The 21,083-nt window shown below is 71.2% G+C and carries 2 protein-coding genes (1 of these 2 running past the window's edge); both read left to right on the top strand.

Annotated elements, in window-relative coordinates; genetic code table 11:
• Positions 1-16,435 carry the 3' portion of a non-ribosomal peptide synthase/polyketide synthase gene (locus ABZ321_RS56995; protein ID WP_354905262.1) on the top strand. It extends 5,957 nt beyond the left edge of the window, so the window shows 16,435 of its 22,392 coding nt (coding positions 5,958-22,392); its start codon lies off the left edge, out of view; the stop codon is at positions 16,433-16,435.
• On the top strand, positions 16,435-21,083 hold a 4,649-nt coding region (locus ABZ321_RS56990), incomplete at its 3' end, for an amino acid adenylation domain-containing protein (protein WP_354905260.1). The genes ABZ321_RS56995 and ABZ321_RS56990, both read left to right, overlap by 1 nt.

The following is a 21,083-nucleotide window of genomic DNA, read 5'->3' as shown; positions in this document are numbered from 1 at the left end:
CGGCGACCTGGTGTTCGTGGGTCGCGCGGACGAGCAGGTGAAGATCCGCGGGTTCCGGATCGAGCCGGGGGAGATCGAAACCGTACTCGCCGGGCATGAGCGGGTGGTCCAAGCCGTGGTCGTCGCGCGTGAGGACGTCGCCGGTGACAAGCGGCTGGTGGCATACGTGGTGCCCACCGACGGCGACCACGAGGGCCTGCCGGCACTGCTGCGCGGGTTCGCCGGCGACCGGCTGCCGGACTACATGGTGCCGGCGGCCGTGGTGGTGCTGGACGCGCTGCCGTTGACGCCGAACCGCAAAGTCGACCGCAAAGCTCTGCCCGCCCCGGACTTCGCCGCGATGGCGACCTCGGGTCGTGGCCCCGTCACCGTGCGGGAGGAGCTGCTGTGTCAGGCGTTCGCCGAGGTGCTCGGTCTGGACACGGTCGGCGTTGATGACGACTTCTTCGCATTGGGTGGCCATTCGCTGCTGGCGGTGCGTCTGCTGAGCCGTGTTCGGGTGGTGCTGGGCTTGGAGTTGTCGTTGCCGCTGCTGTTCGAGGCACCGTCGGTGGCGGGTCTCGCGCGGCGGTTGGGATCCGGTGCCGCGCGGGCGCGGGCGGCGTTGGTGGCTGGTGTGCGGCCGGTGCGGGCGCCGTTGTCGTTCGCGCAGCAGCGGTTGTGGTTCTTGTGGCAGTTGGAGGGGCCGAGTTCGACGCACAACATTCCGATGGTGGTGGGGTTGCCGGGTGGGGTGGATGTGGCGGCGGTGGAGGGGGCGTTGCGGGATGTGATCGGTCGGCATGAGGTGTTGCGGACGGTGTTCCCGAGTGTGGATGGGGTGCCGTTCCAGCGGGTGATCGAGGCGGACGAACTGGACTGGGCGGTGAGCCGGGTCGAGGCTGCTGGGTCGCTGGCTGCTCCGGTCGCGGCGGCGGCCCGGTATGCGTTCGACCTGTCGGTGGAGGTCCCGATCCGGGCGTGGCTGATCGATGACGGCTCAGGTGTCAGGGTGCTGGTCGTGGTGATCCACCACATCGCCGGCGACGGCTGGTCGGAGCGCCCCCTGACCGCGGACATCGCCGCGGCGTACGCGGCCAGAGCCGAAGGCCGGACACCGGCGTGGACGCCGCTGCCGGTGCAGTATGCGGACTACGCGCTGTGGCAGCGGGAGCTGCTCGGCGACGAGGCCGACCCGGACAGCCTGATGTCCAGGCAGGTGGCGTACTGGCGTGATGTCCTCGCTGGGGTACCGGAGGAGCTGGTGCTTCCGGTCGACCGGCGGCGCCCCGCCGTGGCGAGTCTGCGCGGGCATGTCGTGCCGGTGACCGTTCCGGCGGCGGTTCATGCGCGGTTGGTGGACGTGGCGCGGGCGCAGGGCGTGACGGTGTTCATGGTGTTGCAGGCGGCGATCGCTGTGCTGCTGTCCAGGCTGGGTGCCGGTACGGACATCCCGATCGGTGCGGCGGTGGCCGGTCGTACCGACGAGGCGCTGGACGATCTGGTCGGCTACTTCGTCAACACCCTGGTCATGCGGACGGACCTGGCGGGTGACCCGACGTTCGCGGAGTTGCTGCCTCGGGTCCGGGCGATGAGCCTGGCGGGGTTCGAGCATCAGGACGTGCCGTTCGAGCGGCTCGTGGAGGAACTGTCCCCGGTGCGTTCCCTGGCCCGGCATCCGCTGTTCCAGGTGATGCTGACCCTGCAGAACACTGCATCCACTGCGCTGGACCGGCCCGATGCCGAGGCCGGCTCGGCCTTCGCGGAGGCGGCGCGGGCCGCCGAGCTGGGTGTCGCGAAGTTCGACCTCGACTGGGTGATCGGTGAGACGTTCGACGCGACCGGCGCGGCGGCCGGCCTTCGGGGTGTGCTGACCGGGTCGGTGGACCTGTTCGACGCGGGCACGGTGCAGTCGATCGCGCGGTGGTGGCTGCGCGTGCTCGAGGCGCTGCTGACGGATCCGTCGATGCCCGTGTCCGCGGTGGAGTTGCTGGATCCGGCCGAGCGCGACCGGGTGCTGTTCGGGTGGAACGACGTGTCCCCGGTGGCCGAGGCGTCGCTGCCGGAGTTGTTCGCGGGGCAGGTGGCGCGGACCCCGGACGCGACGGCGCTGGTGGCCGCTGAGCTGTCGTTGTCGTACGGCGAGCTGGACGCCCGGTCGAACCGGCTGGCACGGTTCCTTGCGGGTGCTGGCGTCGGCGCCGAGTCGATCGTCGGCCTGTGCTTGCCTCGGGGTGCCGACCTGATCGTGGCGGTGCTGGCGGTGGTGAAGGCCGGCGGTGCGTATCTGCCGATCGATCCTGAGCTGCCGGTGGAGCGGATCCGGTTCATGCTGGCCGATGCCCGGGCGGCCGTCGTCGTCGGCTTCGAGGACGTCCTCGACGAGCTTCCGGCTGGCCGGGCGCGGTCGGTGGCGCTGGACGATCCGCGGGTGTCGAGTGCGGTCGCACGCCTGTCCGGTGCACCGCTCGACGTGCCGGTGTCGCCGGATCAGGCGGTGTACGTGATGTACACGTCGGGGTCGACCGGCGTGCCGAAGGGTGTGGTCGTGCCGCACCGGGCGGTCGTGCGTCTGGTGTGGCAGGCCGGGTTCGTCGAGATCGGATCCGGTGATGTGGTTGCGCATCTGGCGTCGGCGTCGTTCGATGCGGCGACGTTCGAGGTGTGGGGTGCGCTGCTCAACGGCGCGACCCTGGCGGTGGCGCGGCCGGGTGCGATGTCGGTGGCGGAGCTGCGCGCGTTCCTCGCCGAGTACCGGGTCGGCACGGCGTGGATGACGGCCGGCTGGTTCCATCAGGTGGTCGGAGCCGATGTCGAGGCGCTGGCGTCGGTGCGGCAGCTCCTTGCCGGTGGTGACGTGTTGTCGGTGCCGGCGTGCCGGGCGGTGCTGGAGCGGCTGCCGGAGGTGCGGTTGGTGAACGGGTACGGGCCGACGGAGAACACGACGTTCACGGCGGTGCACTCGGTCCGGGCGCAGGACGTGGCGGATGGTGGCAGCGTGCCGATCGGTGCGCCGATCGCCGGCACTCAGGCGTATGTGTTGGATGAGCGGTTGGCGCCGGTGCCGGTGGGCGTCGCGGGTGAGCTGTACGTGGCCGGTGCGGGCCTGGCCCGCGGATACGTCGGGCAGAGTGGACTGACCGCCGAACGGTTCGTCGCCGACCCGTTCGACGATGCCGGTGGCCGCCTGTACCGCACCGGCGACGTCGTGCGCTGGACCGGCGACGGCACCCTCGCGTTCGTCGGTCGCGGCGACGAGCAGGTGAAGGTCCGCGGGTTCCGGGTGGAGCCGGGCGAGATCGAGGCCGTGCTGCTGGCGCATCCACAGGTGGCGCAGGCGGCCGTCGTCGCGCGGGAGGACACGACCGGCGACAAGCGCCTCGTCGCCTACGTGGTCCCCGCCGATGGGGCCGGTGATGATCTGCCGGGGATGCTGCACGGGTTCGTTGCTGAGCGGCTGCCTGACTACATGGTGCCCGCGGCCGTGGTGGTGCTCGCTGGGCTGCCGCTGACCGCGAACGGGAAACTGGACCGGCGGGCGCTGCCGGCGCCTGACTTCGCGGCCGCGGCCGGGGCGGGCCGTGCTCCGGCGAATGTCCGGGAGGAGCTGCTGTGCCTGGCGTTCGCTGAGGTGCTCGGCCTGGACGCGATCGGCGTCGACGACGACTTCTTCGCCCTCGGTGGGCACTCGTTGCTGGCCGTGCGGCTGATGAGCCGGGTCCGTGCCGTGTTCGGCGTCGAGCTGTCGCTGCGGACGCTGTTCGAGGCGCCGACCGTGGCCGGTCTGGCCGGCCGGCTGGCGGAGGGCGGGCAGGCACGGGCGGCGCTGGCCCCGTGGCAACGGCCGGACCTGGTCCCGCTGTCGTTCGCGCAGCAACGACTGTGGTTCATCGGACAGCTCGAAGGCCCGACCGCGTTGTACAACATCCCGATGGTGCTGAGCCTGTCGGGCGACGTCGACCCGGCGGCGCTGGACGCGGCGCTGCGGGACGTCATCGGCCGGCACGAGGTGCTGCGCACGGTGTTCCCGACCGTCGCCGGCCAGCCGTACCAGGACATCATTCCCCTCGATCGGCTGGACTGGCGCTTGCAGGTGTCGGACGTGCCCGCGGCAGAGCTCGGCGAAGCCGTGGCGGCGGCGGCCGCGTACACGTTCGACCTGGCGGTGGAGGCGCCGGTCCGGGCGTGGCTGTTCACCGGCGGCGCCGGTGCACGGGTGCTGGTTCTGGTGGTGCACCACATCGCCGGGGACGGTTGGTCGCTGCGGCCCCTCGCCGCGGACCTGTCCACCGCGTACGCGGCCCGCCTGGAAGGCCGGGCGCCGGTGTGGGCGCCGCTGCCGGTGCAGTACGCCGACTACGCGCTCTGGCAGCGGGACCTGCTCGGCGACGCGGACGACCCGGACAGCCTCATCTCCCGGCAGGTCGCCTACTGGCGTGAGGCCCTCGCCGGCGCACCCGAGGAGCTGGCGCTGCCGGTGGATCGGCCGCGCTCGGCGGTGGCGAGCCGCCGCGGCCATGTCGCGCCGATCCGCGTCAGCGCCGCCCTGTACGCCCGGCTCTTGGAGGTGTCGCGAGCCCAGGGCGTCACCGTGTTCATGCTGCTGCAGGCCGCGCTGGCGGTGCTGCTGTCCAAGCTCGGCGCCGGCACCGACATCCCCATCGGCGCCGCGACCGCCGGCCGCACCGACCAGGCCCTCGACGACCTCGTCGGGTTCTTCGTCAACACCCTCGTCACCCGCACCGACCTCACCGGCGACCCCACCTTCACCGAGCTGCTCGACCAGGTCCGCGACACCACCCTCGCCGGCTTCGAACACCAGGACGCCCCGTTCGAACTGCTCGTCGAGAAGCTCGCCCCGAGCCGGTCCCTGACCCGCAACCCCCTGTTCCAGGTCATGTTCACCCTGCAGAACAACGCCGACGCCGTCCTCGGCCTGCCCGGAACCGACCCCGGCGGACCCTCCGCCCCGGCACCTACGACCGCGCCGGCGAAGTTCGACCTGGAGCTCGTGCTGGGTGAGGCGTTCGACGGCGACGGCACCCCGGCTGGCCTCGGCGGTGTTCTGACGGGCGCGGCCGACCTGTTCGACGCCCACACCGTCACGGACATCGCGCGGCGCTGGCTGCGCGTGCTGGAGACCGTGCTGACCCAGCCGTCCGCACCGGTGTCGGCGGTCAGCGTGCTGGACGCCGCCGAACTGGACCAGGTCCTGCACGAGTGGAACGACACCGCGGCGGAGGTGTCGGCGGCGACGCTGCCGGGCTTGTTCGCGGCGCAGGTGGCGCGGACCCCGGATGCTCCGGCGCTGGTGTTCGAGGGCACGTCGGTGTCCTATGCGGAGCTGAACGGCCGCGCGAACCATCTGGCGCGTGCATTGGTCGAGTGTGGTGTCGGCCCGGACTCGGTCGTCGGTGTGCGCCTGCCCCGCGGCGTCGACATGGTGGTGGCGCTGCTGGCGGTGCACAAGGCCGGTGGCGCTTACCTGCCGATCGACCCGGACCTGCCGGCCGAACGGGTCGCGTTCATGACCGCGGGTGCGGTGTGCGTGATCGAAGAGGTGCCCGAGGGTAGTTCGGACACCGCTCCGGATGTCGTCGTGTTGCCGGGTCATGCGGCATACGTCATCTACACGTCCGGTTCGACCGGCGTGCCGAAGGGTGTCGCCGTCCCGCACGAGGGCATCGTGAACCGGCTCGTCTGGATGCAGTCCCGGTTCGGCATCCAGGAGGGTGACCGGGTGTTGCACAAGACGCCGTTCGGGTTCGACGTGTCGGTGTGGGAGCTGTTCTGGCCACTGATCCAGGGCGCCACGATGGTGATCGCCCGCCCGGATGGTCACCGCGACCCGGGCTACATCGCCGACTTGATCCGCGCGGACCGGGTGGACACGGCGCATTTCGTGCCGTCGATGCTGGAGGCCTTCCTGGCGGTGCCGCAGGCCGCGGAGTGTGGCGGGCTGACACGGGTGGTGTGCTCCGGTGAGGCGCTCGGTCAGGCGGTGCGCGACCGCTTCTTCGAGGTGCTGCCGGGCGTCGCCCTGTTCAACTTCTACGGCCCGACCGAGGCGTCCGTCGAAGTGATCACGTGTGAGGTTCCGGCCACAGGTCCGGTGCCGATCGGCCGCCCGGTTCCCAACACTCGCGTGTACGTCCTCGACGACCGCCTCGCCCCGGTGCCGGTGGGGGTCCCCGGTGAGCTGTACCTCGCCGGCGTCCAGCTGGCCCGCGGGTACGTCGGCCGGCCCGGTCTGACGAGTGACCGGTTCGTCGCCGACCCGTTCGGCGACAGCGGTCGCCTGTACCGGACCGGCGACGTCGTACGGTGGAGCGTCGGCGGCGAGCTGCTGTACCTGGGGCGCGCCGACGACCAGGTGAAGATCCGCGGGTTCCGGATCGAGCCGGGTGAGGTGGAGGCGGTGCTCGCCACCCACCCGCAGGTCGGTCAGGTCGCGGTCGTCGCCCGCGATCAGCGGCTCGTCGCCTACGTCGTCGGGACGGTCGGCGGCGCGGCACTGCGCGAGTTCGCGGCCGGACGATTGCCGGAGTACATGGTCCCGTCGGCCGTCGTGGTCCTGGACGAACTGCCGCTGTCCGCGAACGGGAAGCTGGACCGCAAGGCCCTTCCCGCGCCCGACTTCACGGCTGGTGCTGGTCGTGGCCCGTCGAGTGTGCGGGAAGAGCTGCTGTGCCAGGCGTTCGCCGAGATACTCGGCCTGGACGCGGTGGGTGTCGACGACGACTTCTTCGCCCTTGGCGGGCATTCGCTGCTCGCGGTGCGGCTGGTGGAGTGGCTGCGGGTGCGGGGTGTGTCGGTGTCGGTGCGGGCGTTGTTCGTGTCGCCGACGCCGGCAGGGTTGGCCACGGCGGTCGGTGTGGAGGCGGTGGAGGTCCCGGCGAACCTGATCCCGGCCGGCGCGGACGTGATCACGCCGGAGATGCTGCCGCTGGTGGAGCTCACCCAGGCCGAGATCGACCTGGTGACCGGTTCGGTGGCGGGCGGCGCGGGCAACGTCGCGGACATCTACCCGCTCGCTCCGTTGCAGCAGGGGATCCTGTTCCACCATGTGCTCGCCGACGGCGGCGAGGACGCGTACGTGTCCCAGTCAGTGATCGAGTTCGCGGACCGTGACCGGCTCGACCGGTTCATCAGCGCGCTGCAGCATGTGATCGACCGGCATGACGTGTTCCGTACGTCGGTCGTGTGGGCCGGGCTGCGGGTGCCGGTGCAGGTGGTGTGGCGGTCGGCGACGCTGCCGGTCACCGAGGTGACCCTGACGGCCGGCATCGATGACGCGGTGGCCGGACTGTTGACGGACGTGGGCCTGTCGATCGGTCTCGACCGGGCGCCATTGCTGAACCTGCACATCACGGAGACGGGTGAAGGCCGATGGTTGGCGCTGCTGCGGATCCATCACATGGTGCAGGACCACACGACATTGGATGTGGTGTTGTCGGAGATCGAGGCGGTGTTGGCGGGTCGTGCGGATGGTTTGCCGGTGCCGTTGCCGTTCCGGGACTTTGTGGCGCAGGCGTCGGCCAGTGGTGATCATGAGGGATTCTTCCGGGAGCTGCTGGCGGGGGTTGAGGAGCCGACGGCGGCGTTCGGGGTGCGGGATGTCCGTGGTGACGGTTCGGGTGTGGTGCGGGCCGGTGTGCGGGTTGACGCGGGGTTGGGTGTGCGGCTGCGGGAAGTGGGGCGCCGGCTCGGCGTGAGCCCCGCGACGCTGATGCACGTGGCGTGGTCGCGGTTGTTGGCGGTGTTGGCGGGTCGTGATGATGTGGTGTTCGGGACGGTGTTGTTCGGGCGGATGAACGCGGGTGCGGGTGCTGATCGGGTGCCTGGGTTGTTTATCAATACGCTGCCGGTGCGGGTGTCGACCGCTGGGTTGGATGTGTTGGCGGCGGTCGCGGCGATGCGGGTGCAGTTGGCGCGGCTGCTGGAGCATGAGCATGCGCCGTTGGTGCTGGCGCAGCAGGCCAGTGGTGTGCCGGGCGATCTGCCGTTGTTCACGACGCTGTTCAACTACCGGCACAACAATCCCGATGCGGGCGGCGGTGGTCAGGCCGACGGTGGCGTGTTCGCCGGGGTGCGGTCGGTGTTCGTGCGGGAGAGCAACAACTACCCGATGTCGGTGTCGATCGACGACGACGGTGCCGGGTTCGGTCTGGTCGTGGACGCGGTCGGCCCGATCGACCCGGTCGCGGTCGCGGACATGCTGCACACGGTGGTGGCGGGTCTGGTGCCGGCGTTGGAGCGCGGCGAGCGGATCCTGCTGTCGGACATCCCCGTCCTGAGCGCCATGGATGAGGACCGGGTCCTGCGGGAGTGGAACGACACGGCTGTCCCGCTTGATCAGATGACGCTCCCGGAACTGTTCGCCGCGCAGGTGGCGCGGGACCCGGGCGCCGCGGCAGTGGTCTGTGACGGGGTGTCGGTCTCGTACGGGGAATTGGCCGCTCGTTCGGACCGGGTGGCGGCGATGCTGCGCGGACTCGCGGTTGGGCCGGAGCGCGTGGTCGGCGTGTGCTTGGAGCGTGGCGTCGAGTTGATGGTCGTCCTGCTCGGTGTGTTGAAGGCGGGGGGTGCGTATCTGCCGATCGATCCGGATCTGCCGGTGGAGCGGGTCGAGTTCATGCTGGCCGACGCCGGTCCGGCGGTGGTGTTGGCGGCGTCGTCGGCGGGTGTGGTGACCCGGGCTGGCCGGTCGGTGGGTGTCCCGGTGCTGGTGCTGGACGAGGCGAGCCTGCCGGTGGGACGGGTTGATGATGCGGGGTTGGTGGCGGCGCATCCGGCGTATGTGATCTACACGTCCGGGTCGACGGGTCGGCCGAAGGGTGTGTTGGTGTCGCATGCGGGGTTTGCGAGTTTCGCGGCTGGTCACGCGCGCCTGCTCGGTGTGGGTGTTGGTGATCGGGTGGGGCAGTTCGCGTCGGCGAGTTTCGACACGTTCGGCTGGGAGTGGTGCATGGCCCTGTTGCAGGGTGCTGCGTTGGTGGTGATTCCTGCTGGGCAGCGGTTTGGTTCGGCGTTGACGGGGTTGCTGGCGCGTGAGTCGGTGTCGGTGGTGACGTTGCCGCCGGCGGTGTTGGCGTTGTTGGATCCGGCGTCGATCGGTCCGGATGTGACGGTCGTGGTGGCGGGTGAGGCGTGCCCGCCGGAGGTGATGGCGCGGTGGGCGTCCGGGCGTCGGATGTTCAACTCGTACGGTCCGACCGAGACGACGGTGGATGCCACGTTGTGGCGGTGCGATTCGGACGCTGGGCTGGTGGCGATCGGTCGTCCGGTGGTGAACACGCGGGTGTTCGTGCTGGATGACCGGTTGGGTCCGGTGCCGGTGGGGGTCGCCGGCGAGTTGTATGTGGCCGGGGTTGGGCTGGCTCGTGGTTATGTGGGCCGGGCCGGGTTGACTTCCACGCGGTTCGTCGCGAACCCGTTCGATCCATTCGGGGCCCGGTTGTATCGCACGGGTGACGTGGTGCGGTGGACCGGCGATGGTGACCTGGTGTTCGTGGGTCGGGCGGATGAGCAGGTGAAGATCCGTGGGTTCCGGATCGAGCCTGGTGAGGTTGAGGCGATCCTGACCGCGGATGAGCGGGTGGCGCAAGCCGTCGTGATCGCGCGGGAGGACGAGCCGGGGGACAAGCGTCTCGTCGCGTATGTCGTCGCGGCCGCGGACGGTGACGGGCTGGCCGGGGAGCTGCGGGAGGTCGCGGCTGCGCGGCTGCCGGAGTACATGGTGCCGTCCGCGGTCGTCGTGCTCGATGCGTTGCCGCTGACGGTGAACGGGAAGGTGGACCGGCGGGCGTTGCCGGCGCCGGACTTCGCGTCTGCCGCCGGCGCCGGACGCGGACCGGCGAACCTGCGTGAAGAGCTGCTGTGCATGGCGTTCGCCGAGGTCCTCGGCGTCGACTCGGTCGGCGTCGACGACGACTTCTTCGCCCTCGGCGGGCACTCCCTGCTCGCGGTGCGACTCGTCAGCCGCGTCCGGGCCGTGTTCGGCGTCGAACTCGCCTCCCGCGCACTGTTCGAAGCGCCCACCCCCGCCGGGCTCGCCGAACGGCTGCCCGGCGCGCAGCAGGCCCGCACCGCACTGGTCCCGTGGCAGCGCCCACAGCACCTGCCACTGTCCTACGCCCAGCAGCGACTGTGGTTCATCGGCCAGCTCGAAGGCCCCACCGCCACCTACAACATCACCACAGCGCTGCCCCTGCCCGACCGGGTCGACACCTACGCCCTCAACGCCGCCTTCCGCGACCTGATCGGCCGGCACGAGGTCCTGCGCACCGTCTACCCCACCGTCGACGGCCGCCCCTACCAGAAGGTCATCCCCGTCGACGAGCTCACCTGGCAGCTGCACACCAACCCCACCGAAACCCCGGACGCCGCCACCCGGTACACGTTCGACCTCGCCACCGAGATCCCGATCCGCGCCAGCCTGTTCGCCAGCGAACGGGTCCTCGTCCTCGTCGTGCACCACATCGCCGCCGACGGCTGGTCCATGGGACCGCTGATCGCGGACCTGACCAGCGCCTACCGGGCACGCCTCGACGGGCAGGCCGCACCCTGGCAGCCACTGCCCGTCCAATACGCGGACTACGCCCTCTGGCAACGCGACCTCCTCGGCGACGACAACGACCCCGACAGCCTCATCACCCAACAGGTCACCTACTGGCGACACACCCTCGCCGGAGCCCCCGAGGAACTCAGCCTCCCGACCGACCGGCGCCGCCCTGCCGTCGCCGGCCACGACGGGCATCTGGTGCCGGTGGCCGTGCCCGCCGACCTGCACGCCCGGCTCCTCGACGTCGCCCGCGCGCAGGGCGTCACGGTGTTCATGGTGCTGCAGGGCGCCCTCGCCGTGCTGCTGTCCAAACTCGGCGCCGGCACCGACATCCCCATCGGATCCGCCGTCGCCGGCCGCACCGACCAGGCCCTCGACGACCTCGTCGGGTTCTTCGTCAACACCCTCGTCATCCGCACCGACCTCACCGGCAACCCAACCTTCAACGACCTGCTCACCCGCGTCCGGGAAACATCCCTCGCCGCCTTCGAACACCAAGACGTCCCCTTCGAACGCCTCGTCGAAGAACTCTCACCAACCCGATCCCTCGCCCGAAACCCCCTCTTCCAGGTCATGCTCACCCTCCAGAACACCGACACCCTTGACCTGCCCGGCGCGCGTCCCGACGGGCCGGTCCTGCCGGCCGCTGGGCTGACGGCGGCCAGGTTCGACATCGAAGTCACGATGACGGAGTCGTTCGGCGCCGACGGCCGCGCGGCCGGGTTGCTGGGCGGGCTCATCGGCCACGCCGACCTGTTCGACGCGCCCACCGTCGCCGGCATCGTCCAGCGATGGATCCGTGTCCTGGAGGCCGTGCTCGGTGACCCGGCGGCGCCGGTGTCCGCGGTCGACGTGCTCGATGCGGACGAGCGCGACCGGGTGCTGGTGCGCTGGAACGAGACCGGGTTCGCCGAGCGAGCCATGACGGTGCCGGATCTGGTGGCGGCACAGGTGGTCCGGACACCGGACGCGATTGCCGTGGCGGATGACGGCGAGTCACTGTCATACGCGGAGCTCGACGAGCGGTCGAACCGGCTGGCGGGGCACCTGCGTGCTCTCGGGGTGGCGCCGGAGTCGGTGGTGGCGCTGTGCCTGCCGAGAAGCGTGCACCTGGTGGTCGCGGTGCTGGCCGTGTGGAAGGCCGGCGGCGCCTACCTGCCGGTGGATCCCGGATATCCGTTGGACCGGATCCGGTTCATGCTGTCGGATGCCGCGCCGGTGTGCGTGGTGACGGTGGCGGAGCTGCAGGACACGCTCGCGGGGGTGGTCGCCGCGGTGCCGACGGTGATCCTGGAAGGGCCGGAGGTGGCGGCGGCGGAGCCGTTGGCGGCGGCGGACGCGAGGCCGGGCTGTGCGGCGTACGTGATGTACACCTCGGGCTCGTCGGGCCTGCCGAAGGGCGTGGCGGTGGAGCACCGGTCGGTCGCGGCGCTGGTCGAGTGGGCCGGGTCGCGGTTCGGGGACGGGCAGTTCGAGCGGGTGCTGGCGTCGACGTCACTGAGCTTCGACGTGTCGGTGTTCGAGCTGTGGGGTCCGTTGAGCGTCGGCGGCTGCGTCCGCGTGGTCGAGGACCTGCTGGTGCTGGCGGACGACGGCGCGGGACCGGGCGAGGTGTCGCTGGTGAGCGCGGTGCCGTCGGCGTTGGTGCGGGTGCTGGACGGCCGGGCCGCCGCGGCGCCGACCGGGACGGTGGTCCTGGCGGGTGAGGGCCTGTCGTCGGGTGTGCTCGGGGCAGTGCGGGCCGCCTGGCCGGACGCGACGGTCGCGAACATCTACGGCCCGACCGAGGCGACGGTGTACGCGACGGCGTGGTTCGACGACGGTGGGCCGCGGGAGCCGGGGTGGGTGCCGCCGATCGGGCGGCCGATCGGCGGAGCGCGGACGTACGTGCTGGACGACCGCCTCATGCCGGTCCCGGTGGGCGTGGCGGGGGAGTTGTATCTGGCCGGTTCCGGGGTGGCGCGAGGCTACGTGGGCCGCGCTGGGCTGACCGCGGAACGGTTCGTCGCCGACCCGTTCGACGAGGGCGGCCGGTTGTACCGCACCGGTGACGTGGTCCGGTGGGGCGCCGATGGTGACCTGACGTACCTGGGCCGCGCCGACGAACAGGTGAAGATCCGCGGGTTCCGGATCGAGCCCAGCGAGATCGAAACCGTCCTCACCGGCCACGAGCAGGTGGTTCAGGCCGCCGTCATCGCCTGGGAGGACGCGGACGGGGACAAGCGTCTGGTCGCGTATGTCGTGGGCGACGTCGACGGCCGTCTGCTGCGGGAGTTCGCCGGGTCGCGGTTGCCGGAGTACATGGTGCCGGCGGCGGTGGTGACGCTGGACGAGTTGCCGTTGAACGCGAACGGCAAACTGGACCGCAAAGCCCTGCCCGCGCCGGACTTCGCGGCGCTGGCCGGGTCCGGTCGCGGGCCCGCGAACGCCCGGGAAGAGCTGTTGTGTCTCGCGTTCGCCGAGGTTCTCGGCCTGGACACCGTGGGGGTCGACGACGACTTCTTCGCCCTCGGCGGCCACTCCCTCCTCGCGGTCCGCCTGGTCAGCCGGGTGCGCGCGGTGTTCAAGGTGGAGCTGTCGCTGCGGGCCCTGTTCGAGGCGCCGACCCCGGCCGGTCTGGCCGAACGGTTGCCTGGCGCGGAGCAGGCCCGCTCGGCGCTGGTGCCGTGGGAACGCCCGGAGCGGTTGCCGTTGTCGTTCGCGCAGCGACGCCTGTGGTTCATCGGCCAGCTGGACGGGCCGAGCTGGACGTACAACCTCCCTGTCGTGCTCGGCCTGCGCGGCGTGGTGGACGCCGCGGCACTGGGTGCGGCGCTGCGGGACGTGATCGGTCGCCACGAGGTGCTGCGCACGACGTTCCCGACCGTCGACGGTCAGCCCTACCAGCACGTGATCGCGGCAGACGAGCTGGAATGGCAGTTGCAGCTGGTCGAGGTGGCATCGGCGGAGCTCGGCGATGCGGTGGCGGCGGCCGGCGAGTACGCGTTCGATCTGGCCACGGAGGTGCCGATCCGGGCGTGGCTGTTCACCGGTGACAGCGGGGAACAGGTCCTGGCCATGGTGGTCCACCACATCGCCGGCGACGGCTGGTCGATGCGGCCCCTCGCCGCGGACCTGTCGACCGCGTACGCGGCCCGGACGGCGAGCCGGGCACCGGAATGGGCACCGTTGCCGGTCCAGTACGCCGACTACGCGTTGTGGCAGCGGGAGTTGCTCGGCGCCGAGGACGACCCGGACAGCGTGATCTCCCGCCAGGTCGCCTACTGGCGCCAAGCGCTGGCCGGCGCGCCGGAAGAGCTGGCGCTGCCGGTGGACCGGCGCCGACCGGCCGTCGCCGGTCACCGCGGCTACGCCGTGCCCGTCCACGTGAGCGCCGACCTGCATGCCCGGCTGACCGAGGTGGCCCGGGCGCAGGGCGTGACGGCGTTCATGGTGGTGCAGGCCGCCCTCGCGGTGCTGCTGTCCAAGCTCGGTGCCGGCACCGACGTGCCGATCGGCGCCGCGATCGCCGGCCGCACCGACCAGGCACTGGACGACCTGGTCGGGTTCTTCATCAACACCCTGGTGATGCGGACCGACCTGTCCGGCGACCCGACGTTCGTCGACCTGCTGGCCCGCGTGCGGGAGACCTCGCTCGCCGGGTTCGAGCATCAGGACGTGCCGTTCGAGCGCCTCGTGGAGGAACTGTCGCCGGCGCGGTCCCTGGCCCGGCACCCCTTGGTCCAGGTGATGCTGACGGTGCAGAACATCGCCGGCGCCGTCCTCGACCTGCCCGGCGTCGACATCGGTGGCCCGGCGGCGTTGTCTGAGCAGCTCGCGGCGGCGAAGTTCGACCTGGATCTGATCCTGACCGAGACGTTCGACACCGCCGGCGCCGCCGCCGGGCTGCGGGGTGCGCTGACCGGTTCGGCGGACCTGTTCGACGCCGGCACCGTCGCCGCAATCGCGGAACGTTGGGTGCGAGTGCTGGAGGCGGTGCTCTCGGAGCCGTCGGCGCCGCTCTCCGCCGTGCGGGTTCTCGACGCCGCCGAGCGGGACCGGGTGCTGCTGGAGTGGAACGACACCGCGGTCGAGGTCGGGTCCGAGTCGGTGCCGGAGCTGTTCGAGGCGCAGGTGCGGCGGTCGCCGGAGGCCACGGCAGTGGAGTGTGACGGCGGGTCGGCGTCGTACGCGGACCTCGATGCGCGGGCGAACCGGTTGGCCCGGTACTTGCAGCGCCAAGGGGTCGGGCCGGAGTCGGTGGTGGGTCTGTGCCTGCCACGCGGGGTCGACATGATCGTCGCCCTGCTGGCGTCGTGGAAGGTGGGCGCCGCCTATCTGCCGGTGGACCTGCAATATCCGCCGGAACGGATCGGTTTCATGCTGTCCGACGCCCGGGCGGTGGTGGTGCTCGGCTTCGAGGACGTGCTGGACGAGCTGCCGGTCGGCCGGGTCCGGTCGGTGGCACTGGACGACCCGCGAGTGGCCGCCTCGGTGGCCGCCCAGTCCGGAGACCGGCTGGACGCGTCGGTACTGGGCGACCAGGTCGCCTACGTGATCTACACGTCGGGTTCGACGGGACGGCCGAAGGGTGTCGCGGTCACACATGCTGGGCTGGCGAACTACGTGGTGTGGGCGGCCGGTGAGTACGGGCCGGCCGGCCGGGGTGCGGTGCTGCATTCGTCGCTGGCGTTCGATCTGACCGTGACGAGTGTGGTGGTCCCGTTGACGACTGGTTCGCGGGTCGTGGTCAGCGTGGACGGTGGCGCCGAAGGCCTGGCCGGGCTGGTGAACGCGGCGGACGGCTTCGACGTGCTGAAGGTGGTGCCGGCGCACCTTCCGCTGCTGGCCGAGTACCTCACCGACGACGCCGCCCGGGATGCGGCCGGCGTGCTCGTGGTGGGTGGCGAGGCGCTGACGGCAGGTCCGGTGCGGCTGTGGCTGGATCGGGCGCCGGGGTCGGTGGTGGTCAACGAGTATGGCCCGACCGAGGCGGTGGTCGGGTGTTGTGTGTACCGGGTGGTCGCTGGTCAGGCGGTCGCGGAGCAGGTGCCCATTGGGCGGCCGATCGCGAATATGCGGTTGTATGTGCTGGATGAGCGTTTGGCGCCGGTGCCGCCGGGTGTGCCGGGTGAGTTGTACATCGCTGGGGTTCAGGTGGCGCGGGGGTATGTTGGCCGGGCTGGGCTGACCGCGGAGAGGTTCGTCGCCGACCCGTTCGACGCTGCGGGCGGCCGGCTGTACCGGACCGGCGACGTGGCCAGGTACAACCCCGACGGAAACCTCGTGTACCTGGGCCGCGCCGACGAGCAGATCAAGATTCGCGGGTTCCGGATCGAGCCGGGCGAGATCGAGGCGGTCCTCGCCCGCCATGAGCGGGTGGCTCAGGCCGTGGTGATCGCCCGCGAGGACACGGCCGACGACCGGCGCCTCGTCGCGTACGTCGTCCCGGCCACCGGCGACGGCGACCGAGACGGACTGCCGGACCAGCTGCAGGGCCTCGCCCGGGCACAGCTACCGGACTACATGGTCCCCGCCGCCGTGGTCGTCCTCGACGCGCTGCCGCTGACCCCGAACGGCAAACTCGACCGCCGCGCCCTGCCCGCGCCGGAGCTGCACGCCACCGCCTCCTACCGGGCCCCGGCCAACGCCCGCGAAGAGCAGCTGTGCCAAGCCTTCGCCGAGGTACTGGGGCGCGACCAGGTCGGCGTCGACGACGACTTCTTCGCACTCGGCGGCCACTCGCTGCTGGCGGTACGCCTCGTCAGCCGAATCCGCGCCGCCCTGGGAGTCGAGGTGGACGTGCGATTCGTGTTCGAGGCACCGACGGTGGCCGAGCTGGCCACCCGCATGGGAAACGAGAAGACCAACCGGCCGGCGTTCCGGTCGATGCGCAACACCGAGGAGTCCTGATGCTTCCGCTGTCATTCGCCCAACGTCGCCTGTGGTTCATCGGTCAGCTGGAAGGCCGCAGCACGCTGTACAACATCCCGATGGCGCTGCAGCTCTCCGGCGCCGTCGACACGGCGGCGCTCGGCGCGGCGTTGCGGGACGTGATCGGACGCCATGAGGTGCTGCGCACGGTGTTCCCGACCGCAGACGGCGAGCCGTACCAGAAGATCGTCCGACTCGACGACCTCGCGTGGCAGCTGGAGGTTGCCGAAGTAGGTGACCTCAGGTCTGCGATCGAGACGGCCACGAGCCACGTGTTCGACCTCGAGACCGAGGTGCCCATCCGCGCGTGGCTGTTCACGTCCGGGCCGACCCAGGTGCTCGTGATCCTGCTGCACCACATCGCCAGCGACGGCTGGTCACTGCGCCCGCTGGCCCGGGACCTGTCGACGGCCTACGCCGCGCGTCGCGAGGGCCGGCCACCCGAATGGGCACCGCTGCCGGGACAGTACGCGGACTACGCGCTGTGGCAGCGGGAACTGCTCGGTGACGCAGACGACCCGGACAGCCTGATGTCCCGGCAGATCGGCTACTGGCGGCAGGCCCTGGCCGGTGCGCCCGAGGAGCTGGCGTTCCCGGCGGACCGGCCGCGACCGGCGGTGGCCGGCCATCGCGGGTACGTGGTGCCGCTGAACATTCCGGCGCAACTGCACGGCCGGCTGCTCGAGCTGGCCCGCGCGCAGGGCGCGACGACGTTCATGGCGTTGCAGGCCACCCTGGGGGTGTTGCTGTCCAAGCTGGGCGCCGGGACGGACGTCCCGATCGGGGTCGCGACCGCGGGGCGAACCGATGAGGCCCTGGACGATCTTGTCGGATTCTTCGTCAACACCCTGGTGATGCGGACGGACCTGTCCGGTGACCCGACGTTCGTCGAGCTGCTGGCGCGGGTACGGGAAACCTCGCTCGCCGGGTTCGCCCATCAGGATGTGCCGTTCGAGCGCCTCGTCGAGGAACTGTCACCGGTCCGGTCGTTGGCCCGCAACCCGCTGTTCCAGGTCATGCTGACGGTCGACAACAACGCTGCCGCCGCCCTGGACCTGCATGGTGTGCGCATCGACGGCCCGGGCGGCACCGTGGAAACGACAGCCGTGGAGACGACCTCGGCGGCCAAGTTCGACCTCGAACTGGCGGTCGCCGAACTGTTCGACGGCGCCGGGGCCGGGGCCGGACTGCGGGCCGCGCTGATCGGGTCGGCGAATCTCTTCGACCCCGCCACGGTCGCCGCCATCGCCGCGCGTTGGGTGCGAGTGCTGGAGGCGGTGCTCGCGGAACCGTCGGCGCCGCTCTCCGCGGTGTCGGTGCTCGACGCGGCCGAACGTGACCGGGTGTTGCGTGAGTGGAACGCGACAGCGGCGGACATTCCGCCGGCGACGGTCCCGGAGCTGTTCGCGACCCAGGTGGCGCGGGAACCGGGCGCCGTGGCAGTGGTGTGTGACGGCGTGTCGGTGACCTATGGCGAGTTGGATGCGCGCGCCGACCGGTTGGCCCGGTCGCTCGTGGCCCGGGGAGTCCGTCCTGAATCGGTGGTGGGGTTGTGCCTGCCGCGGGGCGTGGACATGGTCGTGGCGCTGCTGGCGGTGTGGAAGGCCGGTGGCGCGTACGTGCCGATCGACCCGGGGTATCCGGCGGATCGGGTCGGGTTCATGGTCGCGGACGCGGCGCCGGTCTGCGTGCTGACGGTGTCGTCGGTGGCCTCGGTCCTGGCCGGTGCCGGGTCGCCGGTGGTGCTGCTGGACCACCCGATGGACGACGTGCCGGGTGGCGTGATCCCGGGCCGGCCGCTGCCGGACCAATCGGCGTATGTCGTCTACACGTCGGGTTCGACGGGACGGCCGAAGGGTGTCGCGGTCACGCACGCTGGGCTGGCGAACTACGTGGTGTGGGCGGCCGGTGAGTACGGGCCGGCCGGCCGGGGTGCGGTGCTGCATTCGTCGCTGGCGTTCGACTTGACCGTGACGAGTGTGGTGGTCCCGTTGACGACTGGTTCGCGGGTCGTGGTCAGCGTGGACGGCGGCGCCGAGGCCCTGGCCGGGCTGGTGAACGCCTCGGACGGCTTCGACGTGCTGAAGGTGGTGCCGGCGCACCTGCCGCTGCTCGGCGAGTACCTCACCGACGACGCCGCCCGGGATGCGGCCGGGGTACTGGTGGTGGGTGGCGAAGCCCTCGCCGGCGGTCCGGTGCGGCAGTGGCTGGACCGGGCACCGGGGTCGGTGGTGGTCAACGAGTATGGCCCGACCGAGGCGGTGGTCGGCTGTTGTGTGTACCGGGTGGTCGCTGGTCAGGCGGTCGCGGAGCAGGTGCCCATTGGGCGGCCGATCGCGAATATGCGGTTGTATGTGCTGGATGAGCGTTTGGCGCCGGTGCCGCCGGGTGTGCCGGGTGAGTTGTACATCGCTGGGGTTCAGGTGGCGCGGGGGTATGTTGGCCGGGCGGGGCTGACCGCGGAGAGGTTCGTCGCCGACCCGTTCGACGCGGCGGGCGGCCGGCTGTACCGGACCGGCGACGTGGTTCGCTGGTCGGCCGACGGCGACCTGGTGTACCTGGGCCGTGCGGACGAGCAGATCAAGGTGCGCGGGTTCCGGATCGAGCCGGGCGAGATCGAGGCGGTCCTCGCCCGCCATGAGCGGGTGGCTCAGGCCGTGGTGATCGCCCGCGAGGACACGGCCGACGACCGGCGCCTGGTCGCGTACGTCGTCCCGGCCACCGGCACTGATCGCGCCGGGCTGCCGGAGCTGCTGCGTGCACTGGCCGGAGAGCAACTCCCGGACTACATGGTGCCGTCGGCCGTGGTCCTGCTCGAAACGCTGCCGCTGACCCCGAACGGCAAACTCGACCGCCAGGCCCTGCCCGCGCCGGACCTCACCACCACCGGTCGTCGCCCCGCCAACGTGCGGGAGGAGTTGCTGTGTCAGGCCTTCGCCGAGGTGCTGGGTCTGGACGCGGTCGGGGTCGACGACGACTTCTTCGCGTTGGGTGGGCATTCGCTGCTGGCGGTGCGTCTGGTCAGTCGCATTCGGGTGGTGCTGGGTGCGGAGTTGTCGCTGCGGGCGTTGTTCGAGGCGCCGTCGGTGGCGGGTCTGGCGCGGCGGTTGGGTTCGGGGGTGGAGCGGGCGCGGGCGGCGCTGGTGTCGGGTACGCGGCCGGCGCGGTTGCCGCTGTCGTTCGCGCAGCAGCGGTTGTGGTTCTTGTGGCAACTGGAGGGGCCGAGCGCGACGCACAACATCCCGATGGTGGTGGGTTTGCCGGGCGGGGCCGATGAGGCCGCGGTGGAGGCGGCGCTGCGGGATGTGATCGGTCGGCACGAGGTGCTGCGGACGGTCTTCCCGAGTGTTGATGGTGTGCCGTTCCAGCAGGTGGTTCCGGTGGAGGAGCTGGAGTGGGGTGTTACCCGGGTGGAGGCCGGCAGGTCGCTGGCCGACGCGGTCGGTGCTGCGGCACGGTATGAGTTCGATCTGTCGGCGGAGGTGCCGATCCGGGCATGGCTGTTCAGCGATGGTGCGGATGCGCGGCTGTTGGTGTTGGTGGTTCACCACATCGCTGGCGACGGCTGGTCGGAGCGTCCTCTGACCGCGGACGTGTCGGCGGCATATGCGGCCAGGCTCGACGGCCGGGCGCCGGAGTGGTCCCGGTTGCCGGTGCAGTACGCGGACTATGCCCTGTGGCAGCGCGAGCTGCTCGGCGACGAGACCGATCCCGGCAGCGTGATGTCGCGGCAAGTGGCGTACTGGCGCGGCGCTTTGGCAGGTGCACCGGAGGAGCTGGCATTGCCGGCGGACCGGCGGCGTCCCGCGGTCGGCAGTCTGCGCGGTCACGTGGTGCCGGTGAGTGTGCCGGCGGCGGTGCATGCGCGGCTGGCGGACGTGGCCCGGGCGCAAGGTGTCACGGTGTTCATGGTTCTCCAGGCCGCCGTGGCGGTAGTGCTGTCGCGGCTGGGCGCCGGCACGGACATTCCGATCGGTGCCGCGGTGGCCGGGCGGACCGATGAAGCCTTGGACGACCTGATCGGGTACTTCGTCAACACCCTGGTGATGCGCACGGATCTGTCGGGTGACCCGACGTTCGCGGAGCTGCTCGGGCGGGTGCGGGAGACATCGCTCGCCGGGTTCGAGCACCAGGACGTGCCGTTCGAACGTCTCGTCGAGGAACTGTCCCCGGTCCGTTCCCTGGCCCGGCACCCACTGTTCCAGGTGATGCTGACCTTCCAGAACAACACCACCGCGGTGCTCGACCGGCCCGACGCCGCCACCGACACGAACGCGAATGCCGGTGGGACGGCACTCGCGGACGCCGCGCGGGCGGCCGAGCTGGGCGTGGCGAAGTTCGACCTCGACTGGGTGATCGGAGAAACCTTCGACGCCACCGGCGCGGCGGCCGGTCTGCGAGGTGCGCTGACCGGGTCGGTGGACCTGTTCGACGCGGCAACCGTGGAGTCGATCGCGCGGTGGTGGCTGCGGGCCCTCGAGGCGATGCTGGCCGACCCGTCGATGCCGGTGTCCACAGTGGAGATTCTCGACGCGGACGAGCGCGACCAGGTGCTGTTCGGGTGGAACGACATGTCCGTGGTGGCCGGGGTGTCGCTGCCGGAGCTGTTCGCGGGGCAGGCCGCTCG

It is taken from the genome of Dactylosporangium sp. NPDC006015 (genome assembly GCF_040614215.1).
Classification (GTDB): domain Bacteria; phylum Actinomycetota; class Actinomycetes; order Mycobacteriales; family Micromonosporaceae; genus Dactylosporangium; species Dactylosporangium maewongense.
The sequence above is the reverse complement of the archived record's forward strand: the minus strand, read 5'-3'. Positions and strand labels throughout refer to the sequence as shown.